Genomic DNA, 23946 nt, shown 5'->3' with positions numbered 1-23946 from the left:
ACTATTCTTTTGGAGCGGCCGCGCCTAATTTGTTAAAGTTCCAGATAAAAGACAACAGTCCGTACCGGCCAATGGTGCTGTATGTCCGCTGACTGATCGTATTGGTTGCCACCGATCTGTTGAAGCCGATATTCTGATTCAGGATATCACTCATGGAAAAATTGATCTGCACCAGCTCCTTCTTTCCAAACTTCTTTGCAACATAGGCATTCAGGATAGCGGCATTGTTGTTGGTAGCAAACACCGGTGTTTTCTGCCGGATATTATAGTTCAGATCCGCATGCAGCACAAATTTAAGCGGCAGGAAAAAACTCAGGTTAGGCGAAATATTATATGTCCAGTATTGTGTCCGTAAAGTTTTATCCACAGAAGATACGCTGTTGTTAAAGTTCGCCTCTGTTTCCAGGGAGTATTCATACTTTTTGTCTTTGTACTTTCCCAGGTTGATGCCTAATCCTAAATTGGAAGAATTAGTAGTATTCAATAGGCCGTTCACATAATTTACATTCCTGTTTAACCCCCCGTTGGCCCTGCCTCCTACTCTCATATCCCATGGATTAATTTTCCAACCTATATACAGGTTGAAATTCGCGTTCCGGTTTCCATTCACGTTCACAGCCTGACTGGTACTTACCCCCGAAGTATCAATCACGCTCCGGTCGCTGATGGCATTAGTGGTAGATTCATACCTTACAGAGGCCCAGATACTCCTGTTAGTCATTACCTTATAATCATTAAAATTAATGCTGAAATTATTATTAAAAGATGGCTTCAGGGCAGGGTTGCCAATCTGCAGGTGGAGCGGATCATCATTCACGCGGATAGGCTGCAGCTGACCGATGCCCGGCTGACTGGTATAACCGTTATACTCAAAGGTAAGGCGCCGCTGCTGCGAAAAACTATACCGGAACATTGCCCGGGGATACCAGTTAACGAAATCACGTTCTACCTTGCTCTTCCGGAACATATCCTGCTGGCTGAAGCTGGTAAGGCCTACATTACTACCTATGTTAATGCGGATCTTCTTTTTCGTATATCCGTAACTGATACCACCCTTATGTGTTAATATATTAAATGCATAATCATTACTGTATAAAGAATCCAGGGCGGTATACTTCCCATCGGTCTGCTGGTTATAAGAGTTCCGGTTAGAATGATTATTATCTATATTAATACCATAGTTGAACAACAGCGAAGAGGCTACAGACAATGGTTCCGTGTAAGTAAGATTACTCACAATGCTGATGCTCTCGTTATTAGTGGTTTTTAGCTGATCTGTATTTTGTACAGAATCTATCTTACCCTGTTTGTAATATTCTGTATAGGCGTCCAGCATTCCTTCCCCGGTGGTTCGTGAATAATTCTCCGCGAGACTCAGCGATAGGGTGCGTCCTTTCTTCTTTAGTTTTTTACGCCACAACAGGTTGGCGTTCATGCTGCCAATGTCCGATATATTGGAGGTTTTACGCTCTCCCCGGTTCACGATCATATCATTCATTTCCATTCCGCTGTTGCTGAACCTATTGGATATTTTGTGATCCAGGCCGCCATCTACCTGTAGTTTGATAGAAGAACTGGAATCAAGTTGCCGCTCATAGCTGCCATTAACGCGGTTCCGGAGGATACTGTTGTTGAAATATTCTTTAGAATGATTATAGTAAATGGTATCAGGTAAGATATTCTGTGACATGCTTTCACTGTTCCCGTCAATATATAATTTCATCAGCTTGTAGTTGGCGTTCAGGTTTTGCCGGTCCCTGTCCCACTTATCCGAATAGTGTAATCCCCCGGTTTGCACCAGTGGGTAGCCATCGCCACCATAGCGGCCATCCCAGCTGTCCAGGTCATCGCCCTGGAAACTAAGCTCTACATCGCCATCGTCGTTAAAGGAGATATCACCGTTGCCGGAGCCGAATTTTTCCCGGTCGCCCCAGTCGAGTCCTACTTTGCCGGTGTTGGACACGATGCCAAAAGCAGCCAGTTTCTTCTTGCCGCGGAATACATTCAACATCGCCTGGCTATCGTGAAAACCGTTATCCCCGGCGCCTACGGCTACTTTGCCAAAGTAACCGCGTTTCTTATCTTCCTTCAGCTGGATGTTAATCGTTTTCGATCGTTCTCCATCATCGATACCTGTAAAGGCGGCCTGGTCGCTTTTCTTATCGTATAGCTGTACTTTATCCACCATATCCGCCCGCAGGTTTTTGGTGACCAGTGTAGGATCATCTCCAAAAAATTCTTCCCCGTCTACCAACACTTTCTTTACCGTTTCACCCTGCGCCGTAATCTGTCCTTTGCCATTTACCTGTATACCCGGCAGTTTTTTCAGCAGCTCTTCCACAGAGGCATTGGCAGCCGTTTTATAGCTGTCTGCATTAAATTCCGTGGTATCCCCTTTCATTTTTATAGCGGCTACCTTTTGCTGTATCACTACTTCCTGCAGTAAACGGGATTTCAGTGTGAGCATAATATTATTAAGCTGCACAGCGGAGGTATCTGATAACGTTAAAGGCTCTACGTAATCTGCAAAGGCGGGATAGGTGATCAATAGTAAATACTTTCCTGGGTGCAGGTGCTTTAATTCAAAATGTCCTTTTTCATCACTCCGGGTAAATTTATATAAGATGGAATCCTTTGCCTGAAGCAGTGCCACTACGGTATTGGATAGCTGCACATGATTAAGTGTGTCTGATACATTTCCCTTAACAGTGGCTTGCTGCGCCAGGCAGCAATGGGCAATGACCATACCGAGAATCAATCCGGATAGTTTCTTCATTTGTGGATTATACAGGTTATGTGTACAGATGCTATGAAATTAAAATTCCATAATAAAAATTGAACTTTTGTTGCCATGTGTGATAAACATCTGTTAAATGGATAACCTACTTATCATGTAGAGAAAGAATATTAATAAAAAGATAACCCGTCATATGATAACAAAATCTGGCAATGTTCATTTTTGAAATCCATAATTTATTGTATCTTTTAAAATATCCACTCCCGTTATGAAGCACGAAAACTCACTAAGAAGCGCTAATTGGTTTGCCCGTGATGGCAAAGATGGTTTTATTTACCGTGCCTGGTTAAAGAAGCAGGGCATCCCTTCACATGAGCTGGAAGGCAAGCCTGTAATAGGAATTTGCAACACCTGGTCGGAACTTACGCCCTGCAACTCCCATTTCAGGGAACTGGCAGAAGCCGTGAAACGCGGTGTACTGGAAGCCGGTGGTTATCCATTGGAGTTCCCGGTAATGTCGTTAGGAGAAACACTCATCAAGCCCACTGCTATGCTGTACCGTAACCTGGTTAGCATGGACGTGGAAGAATCTATCCGCGCCAATCCTATAGATGGCGTAGTGCTGCTATGCGGTTGCGATAAAACCACACCGGCGCTGGTGATGGGCGCCTGCAGCGTAAATATTCCCACCATTGTGGTATCGGGCGGCGCTATGCTCACGGGTAGGCACCGCGGCCATAGTATTGGTACCAGCGATATCTGGCGGTTTAGTGATGATGTAAGGGCTGGCAGGATGACCAATGAAGAACTCGCTATGGCAGAAGCAGGTATGTGCCGCAGTGATGGCCACTGCGCCGTAATGGGCACTGCCTCTACAATGGCCTGTATGGTGGAATCCCTGGGACTGTCCCTTCCGCAAAACGCCGCTATTCCCGCGCCGGATGCCGCCCGCAAAGTGCTGGCACAGCTGTCGGGCAGCGAGATCGTAAAAATGGTACGGGAAAACAGGCGCTTAACGGATATCCTTACAAGAGAAGCTTTTGAAAATGCCATCCGGGTGAATGCTGCTATCGGCGGCTCCACCAATTTTGTGATCCATTTGCTGGCCATCGCAGGCCGGATAGGCATAGAGCTGAACCTGCAGGACATGGATACCTTTTCTGCCAACATCCCGCTGATTGCCAATTTACAGCCCTCCGGCAGTTATTTTATGGAAGATCTTTACTACGCCGGCGGACTGCCAGCTGTGATCAACGCCCTGCTGGAACATCTTCACAAAGATTGTATTACTGCCAATGGCAAAACTATCGGCGCTAACTACGCCAATGCTGTCAGCTATAATAAAGAAGTAATTTCATCACTGGATGATCCCTTCAATGCAGTATCAGGCATCGTGGTATTGAAAGGAAATATTTGCGAGCAGGGCGCAGTGATCAAACCATCTGCCGCAAGTCCGCACCTGATGCAGCATACCGGCAAAGCAATCGTATTTGAGGATATCGACGATTACAAAAAACGGATCGATGATCCCGCACTGGATGTGGATGAAAACAGTGTGCTGGTACTTAAAAACGTAGGGCCCAAAGGCTATCCAGGCATGCCTGAAGTAGGCAACCTCGGCTTGCCCGCAAAGCTGCTGGCCAAAGGGATTACAGACATGGTACGCATTTCCGACGGGCGGATGAGTGGTACCGGCTTTGGCACCGTAGTATTGCATATATCGCCGGAAGCCGCTGCCGGCGGGAACCTCGCCATTCTCCGCGATGGCGATGTTATTACGCTGGATGTACACCAGCGCCGGCTGGAAGCAGCTATTTCTCCCGAAGAAATTGCCCGCAGGAAAGCCGCGTGGAAACCGCTTTATCCACAGTCCACAAGAGGGTATGTACAACTGTACCAGCAACACGTAGAGCAGGCGCATCTTGGCGCTGACCTCGACTTTCTCAAAGGCAGCTCCGGCAGCGAAGTTACCAGGGACTCACACTAAAAAACGGCTTATGACATTTGAAAATAAAGTAGCGATTGTTACCGGCGCCGGACAAGGCATCGGCTTTGAGATAAGCAAACAACTGGCTTTACAAGGTGCTATTGTTATCCTGAATGATATTGATGCCCAGCTGGCACAACAGGCTACCAGCGCCATTACTGCCGCAAAGGGGCAATGTATAGCCATGCCCGGCGACTCTGGTGATATTGCCTTTATCCGGCAAATGGTAAACACGGCTGTTACGCAATTCGGCCGGCTGGACATTGTAATTGCCAACGCCGGCATCACTTTATTCGGCAACTTCTTTACCTATACGCCTGAAGCATTTAACCGCGTGATGCAGGTGAACCTGGGTGGTACTTTTTTCCTGGCGCAAACCGCTGCCAACCAAATGAAACAACAGCCACAGGGCGGCGCTATTTTGTTCACGTCCTCGGTAACCGGCCACCAGGCGCACAAAGATCTCGCCGCCTATGGTATGAGCAAAGCAGCGCTGGAAATGCTGGCAAAAAATTTAGTGATTGAATTATCTCCTTTTAAAATTACGGTGAACACCATTGCTCCCGGCGCTACCCTCACGGAACGCACGCTGGACGATCCTTCCTATGAACAGATCTGGTCCAGTCTCACGCCTATGGGACGCCCTGCTTATACGCAGGACATTGCCCATGCTGCGCTGTTCCTGGTATCCGACCAGGCGAGGCATATTACCGGGCAAAGCCTCATCATTGATGGCGGCTGGACCAGTATCAGTCCTTCGCCGTTCTGAACTATCTTTCTGCGATCAGCTCCAGCAATTCTTTAGCGTTGAGCTTACCAGCCTGGTCGCTGCCTTCCAGCAGCTGATCGGCCAGATCCCGTTTGCTGTTATGCAAAGCAATGATCTTTTCTTCAATAGTATATTGCGCTACCAGCCGGTAAATGGTTACCGGCCTGGTTTGCCCGATGCGGTGCGCCCTGTCAGATGCCTGCTCTTCAATAGCCGGGTTCCACCACGGGTCCATATGAATCACATAATCGGCGGCAGTTAAATTAAGTCCCAGTCCGCCCGCCTTCAGGCTGATCAGGAACAACTGCCCCGTGCCTGCCTGGAAATCTTTTACCAGCTTATCCCGTTGCGATATCGGCGTACTGCCATCGAGATAGAGATAAGTAATCCCCAGTTGATGCAGCGCTTCCCTTACCAGGTCGAGATGCTTTACAAACTGGCTGAATACCAGTGCCCGGTGATTGTTGGATACCAGTTCTTCCACAATTTCCCGGAATACCATTAATTTGGAAGATGGAATATCGGTTTCAACATCCACCAGCCGCGGATTACAGGCCGCCATCCTCAACCGGCTGATTTCTGCCAGTGCCCGGATATGCTGCTGCGCCATACTACCCTCCTGCGCTTTGATATTCTCCAGCGCCTTCCTCCGCAATGCTTCATAAAACGACGCTTCATCCGGTGATAAGCTCACCAGCTTTACAATTTCGGTTTTAGGCGGCAATTCATCCAGCACGCCTGTTTTGGTACGCCGCAATATAAAAGGCGCGATCAGTTTTTTCAGGTGTTGCTTTACTGTGCTCTCCGGGTTCCTTACAGACGGGAAAACAAATTGCTTGTTGAAGTGATCCAGTGTGCCCAGCAGCCCGGGATTGAGGAAGTTAAACAGGTTCCAGATCTCGCCCATATGATTTTGTATAGGCGTTCCCGTTAGCATGAGTTTAAATCCTGCCTGCAGCGACATCGCCGCTTTGGATGTTTTTGTCTGGAAGTTCTTGATGGTATGTGCCTCGTCGAGTACCAGTGTAGGCCATTTCACAGCGGCCAGCAATGTTTCTTCTGTTTGAAGTAAACCGTAAGTGGTGATCACCACATCAAAAGCGCCGGCGCCTTTAATCAGGCTTGCGCGGTGACCGTTATGCAGGAATACCACATTCAGGGAAGGCGCAAAGCGGCTGATCTCATTGCTCCAGTTGCTCACCACGGAGGCCGGGCAAATAACCAGTGCCGGGCCATCCGGTGCGCGGTGCAGCAGCAACGCAATAGCCTGGATGGTTTTCCCCAGTCCCATGTCGTCCGCGAGGCAGGCGCCGGCTCCCCACGCGGCCAGGTGTGTCATCCACCGGAAGCCTTCTTCCTGGTACGGGCGTAAAGTGGTTTGGAGTGTAACCGGCACCGTTACGGCCAGTTCCATCGCAGTAGTGCGTTTACGGGAGAAGGCTTTCCATGCCGCATCTGTGGTTACACTGCCTGCCTGTTCCAGTAATTCATCCAGCACCGGCGCGGCATACGGCTGAATGGTTATATTATTGCGATCGATATTAGCTACGCTGGCCATTTCGTTTAGCCGGCGGCGTAAGTCGCCGGTTAATGCGAGATATTCCCCGTTTTGCAGAGCAATAAACCGCTTCTTCACGGTGCGGGTGGTATCCAGCAGGTCTTTCAGCGCCAGCACGGTGATTTCATCCACTTTTAATTCACCGGTACACATAAACCAGTGGTCTTTTTCTTTCAGTGAAATGCTCAGCTGTGCAAAGCCTGCCTGTTGTTTCACTTTATAGCGCTCGCCTTCCGGCCACTCCGCCCGCACCAGTTCGGGATGGTGATGAATAATTTCAAGTAGTTGCAGGCAGTCGAGCGGATCTTCAAAAATGATGGTATCATCCGAAAGATCCTGTTCTATTGCCCCCTGGATGAGGTTCAGCAGGGTAGTTACATTACTCTTTTCTTTTGCCAGGTCACGGATGGCCTGCCAGCGTTCCCCGTTGCTGATACCGATAATATTATGCGCGCCAATGCCCGGCTTGCAATACGGCGGATCGCTGGTAAATGGCTTCACGTAAATACCGGCCTTCAGTCCGTCTCCCAATGGAAGCAGCTGTATCACAATACGGCTGTCGGCCGGGCGACGGCTGATATTGGTGGCAATGTCTCCCATATCCGCGTGGATGGTTAGGTGCGCGCCGAGGCTCTTCAGCACCTGGATCAGTTTATCCTTACCGGCTGCCGGCACTACCGGGATCTGCTGTAATGTTTGCAACAGGCGTCGCTGCTGGGCGGTGAGGTGGATGATCTTCAGGCGGGTGTTGGTTTCTTTTACAAAAACGGTTTCACTGATATAGTCGTCTACGTTAGCACTGAAAGTATACCCCTGTCCGGACCTGTTAACGCTCAGCTCCGGTTGGGCTTTTATAATTTCTACAGAAATAGTGATATCATCTGCAGAAAATAACAACGGATGCCCGGCAATTTCTTCCCATACCGTTTCCGCAAAAGAATAAGACTCTCCGTCGTAATTATAATAATGATCTTTCTGTACAGTGGCGCCTATCCTGAAATCCTGTTCTGTCATGGCTTCCGCCTTTCCTTCCTTTAGTTTTTTTAATGCCACATTCCGGCCGCTGCTCCAGGTGTTATTGCCCTGGGATGTTTGCAACACCGGCTGAATCTTATACCGGTCGAAGTCTATCAGGTAAATTAACCGGGAAGCAACTACATTTTTTTCTTTTTTTGTGAGATGTGTATCAGCACCCAGCAACGTGTTTAATAACCGCTCCCAGTCGGGCGTTTGCTCCATCTGGGAAAATACCGGCGGGTGCATGGCAATGGCGCCGGCTTCCAGGAACATGCTTTCATATCCCTGGTAATCATCTCCCTTAAATAAATATAAATATTCGTAGGTCAGTAACCGGTAGTGACGCTCCATGCCCAGCGCCAGCAATCTCGCAGTGGTGGTACTAAACGTGCGTAACAATTTACTTTTGGGATGCAACAGCTGCAAACATAATACCGACAGGTAACTCAGCAGGTTGCTTTCGTTGCCTTCCAGTATCAGCAGCAACAGCTGCTCTCCTTTCTCCTTACGGCCCGCATGAAAATGCAGCAAACAAACGGCCGGGGTGATGGCAGGGAACAGCTTGCGTTCATAGGCAGTCACAATTTTAGTGATCAGCGGATTCGTTTGCTCACCGGGCAATACAGCCAGCGTGAATGCGTAATAAAAAGCAAACAACGGCGACAGCGGCATCGTATTCTTTTTATCGTACTGCCGTTGACGTTTGATCCCCTTTTCAAATGTTGTCAGTGCTTTTGCCGGTTGTCCGCTATACAATAATATCACGGCCTGTGCATAAAGGTCATCTGCAGTTTTATCTGCCGGAGGCAAATCGAGATGGCCCTGTAACAGCGACAGCTCAGGAAAATCCGCGCCATATTGCTTGCGAAAACTCTCCAGTTCTTCCACCGCCGGCATTTTCAGCAGGTTATATTTTAAGGCAAAAGATACCATCCGGTCGAGGCTCTCCTGGCTGAAAAAAGGCAACAGTTCTGCGTAGGCGGGGAAATACAACAGGTAAGGCAAATAAGGCTGATATTCATCCAGCTCCATTTCCAGTTTCCTTACCGGCGGCGACAACAGGAAACGGTCGCCTGTAAAATAAGCAGTGAGCAGTTGTTGCAGATCCTGCAAACGGGCGCTCATGCTGTAAAATGCATGTACGGCGTGCCTTGTCCTTTCCATCAACGCCGAATAAGCCGGCTGTTTTATATTTACCGGGAACAACAGAAAATTCATTTCCGGTACCAGGGAATAATTGCCTGTTACATTTTTAATGGCCAGTCCTGCAGCTACCAGGTGCTTCAATATTTCACTGACCCTGGTGCCCTTCATTTCTTCCACGCGGTTCACAGCGTCTGTAATGGTAAATGTTTCCAGTGGGTACAGGTACACAGACATTACGTCCATTACCAGCCGGGTATCCCTTTCCTGTGATTCATATTGTTCTGAATAGAAACTTTCATTGACCATAGCAGCAAAAGTAGCTGAAAATATTTTGCGGGGCAGACAACCTTTTTCCTGTTTTTAACGAATACGCATAAGTATGGATTGCCCAACCAGGTTGTTACGGATCAACAACCTGCAATTACGTATTGATTATTTCAAATTTCTAAAAATTTTAACAGCATGAACTGCGTAAAAAATTCCCTGCTTTCATTGATAGCCTTGTCTGGTATCGTTTTCTTCAGCGCCTGCGGCGGAAACGATAATAACCCCGACACTCCTGCGCCTAAACCTTTGGTACAACTCAGTGCCAGCGCTACTTTGGGAAATCACCTGACAGATGTGGACGGTAATTCTCTCTATTATTTCTCCAACGACTTTAATGGCCAAAATAACTGCGCCGGCGGATGCGCAGCGGTATGGCCTATTTATTATGCCGGTGATAACCTTGCCCAAACGGCACTTGGAACCGGTCTGGACATCAAAGACTTCACCACTATCACTACTACTGAAGGCAAAAAACAAACTGCCTACAAAGGATGGCCACTGTACTACTTCGCACCTGCCGTAGGCGGCGTTAATGTACGTGAAGCCCCCGGTAAAACAGATGGGGAAGGCGTTGGTAATATATGGTATGTAGCGAAACCCGATTACACCATACAACTGATCAATGCCCAGCTGGTGGGCGCCGATGGTAAAAACTACCTGGAAAACCATACCGAGGGTACCGCCAAAACCACATACTTCACTGATGGGAAGGGCGTTACGCTCTACTCTTTTGCTAAAGACAGCTTTAATATCAACAAGTTCACCAAACCTGATTTTTCCAATAATGCGGTATGGCCAATCTACGAAACAGATCAGATCGTAGTGCCTTCTACTCTTGATAAAACATTATTTGGCAGCATCACCGTTGCCGGTAAAAAACAATTAACCTACAAAGGCTGGCCGCTGTATTACTTCGGACAGGATGCAGGCGTAAGAGGCTCCAACAAAGGCGTTAGCGTGCCTGCACCAGGTGTATGGCCGGTAGTTACCAAAAACGTGGCAGCCGCTCCTAAGCTATAAACAGTGCCCGTAACCGTAAAACGAAACGGCTCAGTATTAATACCTGTGTATTAATGCTGAGCCGTTGTATTTATATGAAATAAAATTATTCCCTTCTGCTTTCCACCGTGTACACGAAGCTATCCGCGCGGTAGTACCCCAGGTTATATTCGATAGGGCGTTCGCCCTGATCGTATACAAACCGTTTCCTTACAAGGATAGGATGGCCAGGTTCCAGTTCCAGCTTAGCCGCAATAAACTTGTCGGCCGACCTGGCGCTGATTTCTTCTTTCGATAAAGTTGCTACCGTCATGTAATCCTTCTCCAGGATATCGTACAAAGGACGTTTAAAATCCTCTTCCCCGGTTAATCCCACGCGTGGATGGAAATAGGAAATGAAATATACAAAAGGGCCTTCCGCCTTGCCTCTCAGGCGCTCCAGTTTGAGCACTTTTTTGGTTGGACTGATTTCGAAAAAGTTGGCAATGGTTTCATCGGGCAATACCCAGGTAACATGCAGCTCAAAGTTTTTGATGATGATACCGCGCGCTGTCATTTCCTGCGTAAAGCTCAGCCAGTTCTTGGATTTAGAGCTGATGGCCGCTTCCGCTACTTTGGTACCTACCCCTTTTTTACGGGTCAGCAATCCTTCGTATACAAGTTTGTTTAAAGCATGACGTAATGTAGATCGGGAGATAGCGAGTTGTTTCGCTAACTGAACTTCGTTGGGTAAAAATTTTCCACCGGCGTACTGTGGATCTTTTATCATATTCCTCAACAGGTTTTCCGCCTGTATATGAAGTGGTAAAGGATTTTTATGATCTATACTCAAATTCATGCCTGCAAAGCAACTGGAAATAAACAAGAAAAACAATTTTAGGCGACCTTATTTTGGGCGTATGTATGCTCCGGTTGAAAAAACAGGATTCGTGCAAGGTATCCACATCTTACAATCCATCATCATATAGACAACAGATAATCAATTACTTACAAGATAAATTACGCGTTAAGGTAATGTTAAAAACTTTTCTTGCATTAATTAATTTATGTTTATATGTTTGTACATAATATCCAGGGCCACATTATGAAAAAAACCCTTTCTATAATTCCCATTATTGCTGGTATCACCGCTCCTGTATTCCTTTCAGGAAACGTGACTGCCCAGAATAATACCAGGACCCTGGCGACGGCTGTATTGGCAGACAGCCGGCTGGATACAGTACAAGCCCGCGCATTAAGATTACTCACCGGTTTCTCTGCCGGCACTTCCTACGGAGAAGTATGGATCAGGGATTTCAACACTTTCATCAATGGTTCCCTGCAAGTATTGCCGCACGACCAGGTAAAGGAAATGCTGCTGTTGTTTTTCCGGATGCAGGGCGCAGATGGAAATATTCCTGATGGCGTTATTCCGCGCGAGAAGGCCAATGTAGGCTACCAATACAGGTATTCCGACCTGGCTCCTCAATGGGCGGCTCATAAAAATACAGTGGAAACCGATCAGGAATCCTCCCTGATCCAGGCAGTAAGGAAATATATCGCTGTTACAGGCGACGAAGCCTTCCTTTTTTTGGCCATAAATGATAAAACGATTTTGCAACGGATGGAAGCCTCTATGGCCTATCTGCTAAAGGAGCGTTGGTCAGAAAAATACGGGCTGATTAAAGGCGCTACCACCATCGACTGGGGCGATGTGCAACCGGAAACCGGGTGGGGCGTGGCGATCAATGAAAAAACGAAATGGGCGGTTGATATATACGATAACGCCATGTTTGTGATCGCTATACAGGATTTCCTGGCGATCAAACCAAAAGACTATCAGGCACAGAGAGACTGGCACAAAATAGCAACGGATATCCGGAAAAATGTACGCAAACATTTATGGGATAACAGGGCACAGAAATACATACCACATCTTTATTTGAACGGAAGCCCGTTTTCCCCCTCATTCAACGAAAAAGAAATCCTCTACACAGGAGGCACTGCCTGCGCAATACTGGCAGGATTTCATACATCAAAAGAAATAGCGGCCATTAACCGGCAAATGATACAGGCCGCCGCCAAAGAAAAATTCGCCACCATAGGGATCACGGTGTATCCTCCTTACCCGGCAAAGGAGTTCCCGAATATGCATCCTTATGTGTATCAGAACGCGGGCGACTGGACCTGGTTTGGTGGACGCATGATCCAGGCCCTCATCATAAACGGATTTATACAGGAAGCCATCGCGGAGCTTAAACCCATGACGGATCGCGTCATTGCTCAAAACGGATTCTTTGAATGGTACGACGTTCAGACTGGCACGCCAAAAGGATCAGGAAATTTTCGGGGCGAAGCAGGTGTTTTATCGGATGCCATTACGCTTTTGAAGAAGTGGGCAATTAATCAGCAGTAGAATAAACAATTGGGCCTGCTCATTCATTATTTATTCGTCAACCGGATCTTATTAAAAAACATATCATTACCATGATCTTAAAACCTAATCTCACTTGTTATCACGGGGACTTCCACGTACAGATCCTGTGATCACTATCAACTGAAACACACCGGCTAATATTACCTCATCTCTAAAGACTTGTTATGAAAGCAAAACTTTTTTATGTGCTTGCATGCCTGCTACTCTCTATGCATGCAATGGCCCAGATTAAAATAAGCGGTAAAGTCACCAGCGCCGCCGATGGATCCGTAATTCCAAATACTACGGTGGCCATTAAAGGTACTTCCAGCGGAACCATCGCCAACGTAGACGGCGTATATTCCCTGTCGGTGCCCAACGAAAACGCCGTGCTGGTATTCTCGTTCACCGGATTCGCCACCAAAGAGGTCAGGGTGGGGAGTCAAACCAACATCAATGTATCACTGGAAGTACAGGTGAATACCTTAAGCGACCTCGTGGTAATTGGTTATGGTTCGGTAAAAAAGTCTGATCTCACCGGCGCAGTAGCGTCTCTCAAAGGTGAGCAGGTGATGGACAAACCCGTTCCAAATATCTCGCAGGCCTTACAGGGCAAGGTGGCCGGCGTGGACGTAAACATCAACAGCAGCGCCCCCGGCCAGGCAGCGAAGGTACGTATCCGCGGTATCGGTTCTATCAACTCTTTCGTGGATCCTTTGTATGTAGTAGATGGTGTGGCGGGTGTTGATGCCAATGCGCTCAACCCAAATGATATCGCCTCCATTGAAGTACTGAAAGACGCTTCCTCTACTGCTATTTATGGTGCGAGAGGCGCCAACGGTGTAATTATGATCACTACCAAACGTGGTAAAGCCGGTCCTACCCAGGTAAGCTACCAGGGTGATGTAAACGTAAGTACACTGGCCAGTCATCTCCCCACCTTAAATTCAGAGCAATTTGTAAAAGTATACAACGAAGCATTTGCCAATGCCACCAAGTTTGATCCGGATCATGGCACCTGGACGCCAACCGCTATACTGGATCACGAACATTTTCCATTGCTGTTTGACGAGAACGACAAACCGCTGTACAACACCAACTGGGAAAAAGAAACCTACAAACCGGCAGTGTCTACCAGCCACCAGGTGAACTTCCAGGGCGGTACGGATAAATTACTCTATAGCGCCTCACTCGGTTACCTGGATCAGAATGGTTTGATGATAGAATCATGGTTCAGAAGATACTCTGCCAGGGCCACTTTCGATGACCAGGTAAAAGACTGGCTGAAAATTGGCGGTAGCCTGAACATTGTATCCAGCACACAAAGAGTAGTATCTGATGGTAATGGTTCCTTAAACGTACCAAGAATGGTTACGGAAGAAGTACCTATTGTACCGGTAAGGTATCCTGACGGTAAGTGGGCCGGCAACTACGATATACCCGGACTGGAAGGTGGTCCAAACCCAGTACAGATTGCGCAGAACAGGTATACCCTCAATAACCAGGTGCATACGCTGGGCAATTTCTATATGCAGTTTCAGATCAACAAGGATCTGAACTTTAAAACTGACTTTGGTTACGACCAGATCAGCAATAAAGCCAATTTCTATTCCGCCGGCAACCTGCCTCACCTGTCGCAGGATCAGGGCGGTGTAGCCAGGATCACCAATAACTATGGTAAATACTGGCAGTCGGAAAACTATCTTACCTATAACAAGCAGTTCAAAAATAACAACAGCCTGAATGCGGTAGTAGGTATTTCCTTCCTGCAATACACCAATGAAAATGCGCTGGCGGAAACACAGAATTTCCTGTCTGATTACTTCCAGTGGAATTCGCTGGCCGCAGGATCTGTACGTAACAACATTACTTCAGAAACCCAGCCCTGGTCGATGAACTCCTACTATGGCCGTGTTAATTATAACCTGAAGAATAAATACCTCTTTACTGCTACCGCGAGATATGATGGTTCTTCCAAATTCAGTAAAGACAACCAGTTCGCGTTCTTCCCATCTGTTGCGGCAGCATGGCGTGTTTCTGAGGAAGACTTCCTGAAGGGCAGTAAAACCATCAACAACCTGAAGATCCGCGCCAGCTACGGTACTTCCGGTAACCAGGAAATTGGTCAGTTCCAGTACTCTCCACAGTATCGTCCCGATCAAACCGTAATTGGCGGCGCCAATCAGCCTACCCTGGTACCTGGGTATATAGGTAACCCGGATCTTAAATGGGAACGTTCCAACCAGATAGATGCCGGCGTGGAACTGGTGATGTTAGACAACCGCATTAACCTGAACGTGGATTATTATAACCGTAAAACATCGGACCTCCTGCTGGCAACACCTATTCCATGGTCTGCCGGTATGTTCACGTCCAATGTGTATAAAAACGTAGGTGAAGTAAGAAACACCGGTCTGGAAGTAAACCTGAATACGGTGAACATCCAGAAACCAAACTTCACCTGGTCCACTACTTTCGTTTTTGCTACCAATAAAAATAAGATCCTCACCCTCAACGATGGTAACGCGGATATCTTCCCTGGCCCCAACTTCCTGGGTCAAACCAATATCCTGCGCGTAGGTGAGCCTATCGGTTCTTTTTATGGAATGAAAAGGTTAGGTACCTATGGTAGTGACGAAGCCGCAGAAGCAGCCAAACATTCCCTGTTGCCCGGCGACAGAAAATACGAATACGATTCTGCCGGTAATGCAGTGTATGATATCATTGGCCGCGCCTATCCAAAATGGACCGGTACTTTCAGCAGCACCATTAAATACAAAGGATGGGACTTTACTTTTGACATCCGTTTTGTACAGGGCGTGAATACAGCTGCTGCTTTCAAACACTCTGTGGAAGATCGTCAAACACTGGCTAACAGCCTGGCTACCGTATTGAATGCATGGACACCTGAAAATCAGAATACACATATTGCACAGGTGCGCAGCTATAAATTTACACAGGATTCCCATTTTGATACCTGGTGGGTAGAAGATGGTTCCTATATCAGGGGACAAAACTTCACACTGGGTTATACCTTCCCCGAATCCTGGATGCAGAGAAGCCATATCCGCAGGTTCCGTATTTATGGCAGTGTGCAAAATCTTTTCCTCATTACCAAATACACCGGTTATGACCCTGAAGTAGACACTTTCAATTTTGGTTATGGCTCTAACACCGGCTTCTCCCAGAACATCGACTTCTTCCCTTATCCCCGCCCGCGCGTGTGGAACCTGGGTGTGAATCTTGATTTCTGATGAAATCGTATACCCGTTGATGTGATAACCTTTTTAGTGATTAAAAAAATATGAAAATGAAAACGACTAAACATATCATACTCGCGTTGCTGGTGTTGCTCAGTTGCTCCTGCAAAAAATTCCTGGAACAAAAACCCACGAATTTTCTGCCGCCGGATGCCGACCTCTCCGATCCTAAAGTAGCACGCGCGCTGGCAAACGGTTCTTACCAGTACCTGCAGGGTTTCTTACAGGGACAACCATCTTCCTATGGCGGTAACGTCTACAACCTGATGGAGTTCATGACCGGCAAGGCCAACAGTGATCTCGGGCAAACCGGGTTTGCTTCTTTTCAGAATCTCAGCTATAACGCCACCTCCTTTTATGTGGATACCTGGTGGCAACGTTTATACCTGGGCGTAGGCGCCTGTAACCTGGCCCTCGAAAAGCTGCCGCAGGCAGCCGTGTCTGATGCGGATAAAACCAATATGCTGGCAGAAGCGCATACCCTGCGGGCACTTTATTATTTTCACCTGGTAAGATTGTACGGTGCAGTGCCAAAAGTAACCGAGGTGCCTAAAGACCTGAACCTGAATCTGCCCCGTACAGAGGCAAAGGCGATTTATGATGAGATCATTATCCCGGATCTGCTCACTGCGGCAAAATCAACATTGCCCTGGTCAGATAAAACCGGTAAAGTATCGATGGGACTCGTTCAATCGCTTCTCGCGGATGTATACCTGACCTACGCCGGTGCTGCTATTAACGGAGGTAACCAGTACTATGCGCTGTCTGCCGCTGCTTCCAAGTCAGTAATTGACAACGGCGGTTATACGCTGTTCCCGGAATACACAGACATGATCAACCCGGCTAATAAAAACCTTGGGGAGTTCATTTTCCAGGTACAGTACGCGGCTGCCGTACCAAGCCTTAATCCGCTTACGCCGCTTACCATTCCCAACTACGCAGGTATTTCACAATATTCTGATGAGTATGGATCCGTATACCCTACCCCGCAGTTTATTGCATCGTTCCCTGCCGGTGATAAAAGGATACAGGAAAGACAATTCTTTTACACCAAGTACAAGAAGAAAGCGCCCAGTACTGATACCATTACCTTTAAAGGCCGGTATATTTACAAATGGTTTGATGTTTTAGCGGTGACAAGCACTGCAAAATCAGATCTCAACTATACCCTTTACCGCCTGGCAGATGTATACCTGATGTATGCTGAAGCTTCCAACCGCGCAGGAGGTGGTCCGAATGCAAGTGCCATCAGTTATGTAAATGCGATTCGCGCCCGCGCTAAACTGGCGCCGCTATCTACTATGTCACAAGCCGCTTTTGAACAGGAAGTATGGCTGCAGCGTTATTTTGAACTTTGCTTTGAAAATAAAATGTGGTTCGATATGATCCGGACCCGGAAAGTGCATAACGATGTGACCGGCAACTGGGATAATTTTGTTGGACATAGAACCGTATTCGGCGCTACGTTCGCAGCAAAACAATTGCTGTTTCCTGTTCCGAAACAGGAAAGTGATGTGAACCCGAAGTTGTTACCTAACAACCCGGGATTCTAACAGCGGATATTATTTTATTATCCGGAGATGGGAAGATGCGTGCATCTTCCCATTTTCTTTTACCGGGAACGATCCTAACGCTCAGCGACCAATTCCAGATTCCTTTCAGAATATTGAAATATGTATGTATGTTTGTACATATGAAGCATATAATAGCAAAACTCCTGTTATGTAGCTGCTTTCTGGCCGCCGGCGTAAGCGCACGGGGCCTGAAATTTCCCGGTACATACAACAGGGATTTAGCCCTTTACCAGGCCGGCGCTGATTTATCACAGCAGCAGGCGCCCTTTACCAGCATAGAACTGCAACCCACCATCGCTTACCTGAATCATCATGGCGCTCCCGCCCGAATGGTACGCATGCACTTCCACGGCGGCAAAAGCTACCAGTCGGCAATGGTGTATATGTATTTTAATGGGCATGAGGATAGTCTTGCGCTGCCGGCCAACCCGGATGGCATCCAGGATTATGAACTGCCGCTGCCCGGCGAAGCCGTAGACAAAGACACCCAGCTGTTTGTTCGCCTGCAAAGCGGCGGACAAACCTATACCGCCCGGTGTATTGTTTCACCCACCCGGCAATGGAATGTATACCTCATGCCCCACTCGCATGTGGATGTAGGGTATACCAACGTACAGGCGAAAGTGCTGGCCATTCATATGAACAACATCGATGAAGCCATTAAAATAGCCGCCCGTACGGCCGGCTATCCGCCGGAAGCCCGCTTCAAATGGAACACGGAAGCCCTTTGGGTGGTAGATAAATACCTTGCCGCCGCCAGCGATGAAAAGAAACAGGCATTCCGCGAAGCCGTTAAAAAAGGATGGATCAATCTCGACGGCGCTTACGCCAATACCAATACCAGCGCCACTTCTCCTGCACAACTGCTGCAACTGTTTGCTACAGGCGCGCGGCTTGCAAAAGACTATGGCATTACCATCAACACCATGTTCCAGGGAGATGTTCCCGGCGCCTCATGGGGACTGATCAGCCAGTCGGCCATTACCGGTATGAAATACTTCCTCAGCGCGCCCAACGCCAACGACCGCATCGGCAGCTCCGGGCAATGGCGCGATAAACCCTTCTACTGGCAGGATGCCTCCGGCAAGCAACAGGTTCTCTTCTGGCAGTCGTCGCCCTACTCTATCGGCTATACGCTGAAAGGAAGCAAAATACCCAACTTCTTTACCATAGAAGATCCCAAGCCGTATTACACCGGCAAACCCAGTGAAAATTTTCTCAACCCCTATCTTTTTGACTATCTCTCCCAGCTGGAACATAACCACTTCCCCTATAACATGACGCTCCTCACCTGGGCCATGAGCGATAATGCACCCATAGACCCTGAGCTGCCGGACGCTGTAAAAGCATGGAATGAGCGGTATACATCTCCCAAACTTATTATCACCTCGGTAAAGCAATTCTTTCACGACTTTGAAGCCGGATGGAAAGACAAAATCCCGGTGCTCAGCGGCGACTACACCGAATACTGGACAGATGGCATCGCCTCAGCTGCGAAAGAAACCGCCATCAACCGGAACGCATCTGACCGGTTGCAACAGGCCGGCGCCATCTGGGCTATCAGGGGGAAATCCGGCTACCCTGCGGACTCTTTCCGTAATACCTGGACGGACCTCATCATGTTCAATGAACATACCTGGGGCGCTTTCAACAGCGTATCTAACCCGCAGGATCCCAAAGCCGTAGCCCAGTGGCAGTTTAAACAAGCCTTTGCACTGGATGCCCGGGCCCGGTCGGAAGCGCTGCTGCGCAGCAGTACTAACGGCAACGGATATACCGGCAGTGCCACAGGCGTACAAGCCATAGACGTTTACAATACCCTCGGTCATTCCCGCACCGCATTGGTGCGCATACCTGCCGCCCTCAGCACTTCGGGCGATCTCGTGAAAGACCTCAACGGCAGAAAATTACCATCGCAAAGGCTCAGCACCGGTGAATTGGCCTTCCTGGCAACAGCGCTCCCTCCTTTCTCCAAACAGCGTTTTACTATTCACGCAGGCAATGGAGCCTCGCTTAAAAAAGCAACTGTTACGGATTACAGCCTCGATAACGGCATTTATTCCGTCCGGGTAGACCCAAAGACCGGCAACATCACCCAGCTTCTTAAAAAGGGCTATAGCGGCAACTTTGCCGACTCCGCCGGATTGAACCAATACACTTATATGCCCGGCGACTCCGCGGAAAAAATACAATACAGCGGACCGGCGGATATTCATATCAAAGAAAAAGGCCCGCTGGTAGTAAGCCTGGTGATCAACACACCGGCACCCGGCGCGCGCTCACTCAGCCGCGAAATACAACTCACCGCAGGCACCGACCAGGTTACACTCATTAACACCATCGATAAAACTGCCATTGGCAGTAAAGAAAGCGTACACTTTGTATTTCCCTTCCGTATTCCCGGCGCACAGGTGCGTTACAGCATCCCGTGGGGAAGTATCGCTGCCGAAGCAGACCAGTTACCCCATACTAACAGGAACTGGTATACGCAGCAACGTTGGGTAGATGTATCCGGGAAAAATACGGGCGTTACCTGGTCGAGCCCCGATGCGCCCCTGTTTGAAATCGGGCAGTACCCCACCGCGGGGCTGCTCGGCGGGTTACATAGCTCTCCCCGCTGGATTTCGTTTACAGAGCAGCAACCCCTTATCTCTTCCTGGGTAATGAACAACCTGTGGCACACCAATTTCCGTAGAGACCAGGAAGGGATCACTACCTTTCATTATTACCTGCAGGTACACGGCCCGTTTGATGCCGCAGACGTTAACAATAACGGGCTGGAAAATCATCTGCCACCGGTTGTTACAGCTGCAGATGGCGCTCCTTCGGAGAGCCTGTTCTTTAACATCAGCGGGAAAAATATATATGTGGAAAACCTCTACCCCGCAGCAGATGGCAATGGTGTATTGCTGCAACTGGTAAATACTTCCGGTCATACGGCCACGGTTACACTAACATCAAAAAATAAATCCACCGCTTTAAATATTTCAGAAAGCGACATACTGGAAACAAACAAGCACACACTTCCGGATAGTTTCACCATTCCCGGTAAAGGAATAATAATGGTCCGTGTGGCAAAAAAATAAGATTATGATCTGGCGAGAATCAGCACAACCCTTGCTGCCGGAACATGCAGCAACCCCACCACCCGGTACCTATAACAGGTACCCGGCCCATCCGCTCGGCCATGGAAAGATACAGACAGGCTATGAATCACTGGCCAGGTGGATGGTACAGCATCCGCTGGTACTGATAGACGGCTATGCAGGCATTTTCTGGGATAAGATCCATACAGCACTGAAACTGGAATTTGCACGTATAGGCATTAACGTTAAGTGGCATGATACGCAGGGCCTGCTAAAAAGCAACGATTGTATACAGGAACTGGTCGGCCCTTTTATTGGCAATGAAGGCGATGTGTGGGGTACAAAAACTTCTTTACAGATCACTGATTTCTTTGATGATGAAAAACTGGCAGCGTTATCTTTCGATGGTCCTTATGATCTTCATATCGTATCAGGCAGTGGCGCCGCGCTCACTCACGCCACTGCCCCGGTGATATACCTGGATCTTCCAAAAAACGAACTCCAGTACCGCATGCGCGCCGGCACTATCACTAACTTCGGCAGCAATACTGCCGGTGGCAGCGCTGAAATGTATAAACGGTTTTACTTTGTGGATTGGGTGGTGCTCAATAACTACAAACAAACCCTGCTGCCACGCATTCACATCATAGCCGATACCCAATGGCCGGATCATATTGCCTGGGCATTTAATAAAGATCTACAGGCAGGCATTTACCAGCTGGTCCATTCTACTTTCCGGGTGCGGCCATGGTTTGAAGCCGGCGCCTGGGGCGGCCAGTGGCTGAAAACACATATCAATGGCATTAACACGGAAGAGATAAATTACGCCTGGTCATTTGAATTGATTGTTCCGGAAAACGGGGTGCTCTTTGAAAGCGATGGCTCCCTGATGGAAATTCCCTTTGAATGGCTGATGTATGCACAACACACCGCCATCCTGGGCAATCATGCCGGTATCTTTAAATATGAATTCCCTATCCGCTTCGACTTCCTCGATACATTTGACGGCGGCAACCTCTCCATTCAATGCCACCCTTCAATGGATTATATCCGTACGCATTTCGGTGAAACATTCACACAGGATGAAACCTACTATATCCTGGATTGTAAAGCCGGCGCCACCGTGTACCTCGGCTTCCAGGATGAGATTAATCCGGGAGTGTTCAGAACCAAACTTGAAAACAGCCGGGATCTTGGTATTCCCATAGAAATAACGGATTTTGTACAGCAACATACGGCAGATAAACATACCTTGTTCCTGGTGCCTAACGGAACGGTACACAGCGCCGGCGCCAATAACCTGGTACTGGAGATCAGCGCCACTCCATACATTTTTACGTTTAAAATGTACGACTGGCTGCGGCCCGGTCTGGATGGGAAACCCAGGGCCATCAATATCGATCACGCCTTTTATAACCTGGATTTCAGCAGGCAGGGCAAAGCCGTAAAAGAACAACTGATTGCTGCACCGGTGATAATAGAGCAGGAGGCAGATTACCAACTGGTGCATCTGCCTACACATGCAGCGCATTTTTATGATGTACACCGGCTGGAATTCAGCACCAGCGTAAATATCACCACCAACGGCAACTGCCTGGTGATGATGCTGGTAGAAGGCAGTTCCGTAACGGTTACTACCGCCAACGGGCATACGATAATATATCATTATGCTGAAACTTTTGTGATACCGGCAGCGGCGGTAGCCTGCCGGATCACCAGCAATAACGGGGAACAGGTGAAACTGATCAAAGCATTTTTAAAGCCATCGCATCCGGTTTATCAACAAATAGCATCCACCTGAACATGCAGCAACAAGGCCAACATCTCACCTTCATTACACTGGTAGCCTCCCTGGGCGGCTTCCTCTTTGGTTTTGATATGGCCGTGGTATCCGGCATCCTGCCCTTTGTGGAGCACCGGTTTTCCTTATCGCCTGCACAACTGGGTTGGTTTGTTTCATCGGCGCTGGCGGGTTGTATTGTTGGGGTAATTTTTGCCGGCGACATCAGCGACCGCCTCGGCAGGAAAAAACTATTGTTCCTGTCGGCAGTACTGTTTGTACTCACGGCGCTGGGCTGCACTTTTATCCCGGTATTCTCCTGGCTCATTGCAGCACGCATCCTCGGCGGTATGGCGGTAGGCATCGCCTCCAGCGTAGTGCCGCTCTATCTTTCTGAAATTGCCCCCGATCACCTGCGGGGCCGGTTAGTTACCTATTATCAGCTGGCCGTTACCATTGGTATTTTCAGCGCTTATGGCAGCAATGCCCTGCTGCTGAAGTACGCCGCTACCCCGTCTCAAAACGGCTGGGGGCTGATCACCGGCCTGGAAGTATGGCGCAAAATGTTTGGGGTAGGTATTTTCCCGGCACTGCTTTTTTTACTAGGCATTACTTTTATCCCGGAAAGTCCGCGGTGGCTGAAGCAACAGTACATCACCACAACAGCTAACGCCACCGGGTATACGCAGTTATTAGCGCCACGTTTCCGCCGGGCTTTATTGATTGCTATCCTGCTGCCGTTGTTTTCGCAGTTCAGTGGCATTAATGCTATTATTTATTATGGGCCTACTATCCTGCACCAGTCGGGCCTTACACTGAACAGCTCTCTTATCAGCCAGTTGTTTTTCGGCGCGGCAAATGTGCTCTTTACTTTTATTGCTATCTGGAAAGTGGATAGTCTTGGCCGGCGCCCCTTATACCTGTGGGGTACCGCCGGAGCTGCGGTGAGCCTGCTGCTGACAGGCATCTGCTTTTACGCAGGCGCCGTGAACGGCATCTATCTCCTGCTTTGTGTATTGGCTTTCCTGGCTTGTTTTGCTTTTTCCATCGGGCCGTTGAAGTTTGTGATTGCTGCGGAAATATTCCCCGACAGCATCCGCGCAAAAGCACTGTCACTCAGCATTATGGTGATGTGGACGGCCGACGCTATCATGGGACAGCTAACGCCCATCATGCTGGCATCTATAGGAACACCTCAAACATTCTGGTGCTTTTCCTTATGCTGTGTATTTGCTTTTATAACGGTATACAAACTGGTACCGGAAACCAAGGGCCAGTCGATGGAAGCCATCCAGCAACACTGGCACTAAG

At 48.4% G+C, this 23946-nt stretch carries 12 protein-coding genes; 9 read left to right on the top strand and 3 right to left on the bottom strand.

Annotated elements, in window-relative coordinates; all coding sequences use genetic code 11:
* Window position 1: 1 nt before the first annotated feature.
* The gene (locus B5Z18_RS31000; protein ID WP_079473446.1) at window positions 2-2776 is read right to left on the bottom strand and encodes an outer membrane beta-barrel protein; all 2775 of its coding nucleotides are present in this window, start codon (window positions 2774-2776) and stop codon (window positions 2-4) included.
* Window positions 2777-3005: 229 nt separating this feature from the next.
* On the opposite strand from B5Z18_RS31000, the gene B5Z18_RS30995 reads away from it, so the two are divergent.
* Both B5Z18_RS30995 and B5Z18_RS30990 read left to right on the top strand, forming a co-directional pair.
* On the top strand, window positions 3006-4724 hold the full coding sequence (locus B5Z18_RS30995) for an IlvD/Edd family dehydratase (RefSeq protein ID WP_079473445.1): 1719 nt from the start codon (window positions 3006-3008) through the stop codon (window positions 4722-4724).
* Between the two features lie 10 nt (window positions 4725-4734).
* Window positions 4735-5493, top strand: coding sequence for an SDR family NAD(P)-dependent oxidoreductase (locus B5Z18_RS30990; protein WP_079473444.1), 759 nt, complete (start codon window positions 4735-4737; stop codon window positions 5491-5493).
* 1 nt (window position 5494) lies between these two features.
* Here the strand turns inward: B5Z18_RS30990 and B5Z18_RS30985 are convergent, their stop codons facing one another.
* Window positions 5495-9520 (bottom strand): DEAD/DEAH box helicase, encoded by a 4026-nt coding sequence (locus tag B5Z18_RS30985; RefSeq protein WP_079473443.1) that lies wholly within the window; start codon window positions 9518-9520, stop codon window positions 5495-5497.
* 156 nt (window positions 9521-9676) lie between these two features.
* On the opposite strand from B5Z18_RS30985, the gene B5Z18_RS30980 reads away from it, so the two are divergent.
* Window positions 9677-10561 carry a COG4315 family predicted lipoprotein gene (locus tag B5Z18_RS30980; protein ID WP_079473442.1) on the top strand — a complete coding sequence of 295 codons (885 nt, stop codon included), beginning with the start codon at window positions 9677-9679 and terminating at the stop codon, window positions 10559-10561.
* 85 nt (window positions 10562-10646) lie between these two features.
* On the opposite strand, the gene B5Z18_RS30975 is transcribed toward B5Z18_RS30980, so the two are convergent.
* Entirely contained in the window at window positions 10647-11378 is a 732-nt protein-coding gene (locus B5Z18_RS30975) for a GntR family transcriptional regulator (RefSeq protein ID WP_079473525.1), read from the bottom strand.
* A 246-nt stretch (window positions 11379-11624) separates the two neighbouring features.
* On the opposite strand from B5Z18_RS30975, the gene B5Z18_RS30970 reads away from it, so the two are divergent.
* From B5Z18_RS30970 to B5Z18_RS30945, 6 genes are all read left to right on the top strand, one after another.
* Window positions 11625-12935 (top strand): glucosidase family protein, encoded by a 1311-nt coding sequence (locus tag B5Z18_RS30970; RefSeq protein ID WP_079473524.1) that lies wholly within the window; start codon window positions 11625-11627, stop codon window positions 12933-12935.
* 185 nt (window positions 12936-13120) lie between these two features.
* Window positions 13121-16189, top strand: a complete 3069-nt coding sequence (locus tag B5Z18_RS30965) for a SusC/RagA family TonB-linked outer membrane protein (protein WP_079473441.1) — start codon at window positions 13121-13123, stop codon at window positions 16187-16189.
* Between the two features lie 56 nt (window positions 16190-16245).
* On the top strand, window positions 16246-17748 hold the full coding sequence (locus tag B5Z18_RS30960) for a RagB/SusD family nutrient uptake outer membrane protein (RefSeq protein ID WP_079473440.1): 1503 nt from the start codon (window positions 16246-16248) through the stop codon (window positions 17746-17748).
* 140 nt (window positions 17749-17888) lie between these two features.
* Window positions 17889-20855: a glycoside hydrolase family 38 N-terminal domain-containing protein gene (locus B5Z18_RS30955; protein WP_079473523.1), complete on the top strand. Its 2967-nt coding sequence runs from the start codon at window positions 17889-17891 to the stop codon at window positions 20853-20855.
* A 4-nt stretch (window positions 20856-20859) separates the two neighbouring features.
* Complete coding sequence (locus B5Z18_RS30950; RefSeq protein WP_079473439.1) at window positions 20860-22656, top strand: class I mannose-6-phosphate isomerase; 1797 nt, start codon at window positions 20860-20862, stop codon at window positions 22654-22656.
* Window positions 22657-22658: 2 nt separating this feature from the next.
* Window positions 22659-23945: an MFS transporter gene (locus tag B5Z18_RS30945; protein ID WP_079473438.1), complete on the top strand. Its 1287-nt coding sequence runs from the start codon at window positions 22659-22661 to the stop codon at window positions 23943-23945.
* Window position 23946 lies beyond the last annotated feature (1 nt).

Source organism: Chitinophaga ginsengisegetis (genome assembly GCF_900168065.1).
Classification (GTDB): Bacteria; Bacteroidota; Bacteroidia; order Chitinophagales; family Chitinophagaceae; genus Chitinophaga; species Chitinophaga ginsengisegetis.
Note: the sequence above shows the minus strand (reverse complement) of the source record. Positions and strands in the feature narration are given on the sequence as shown.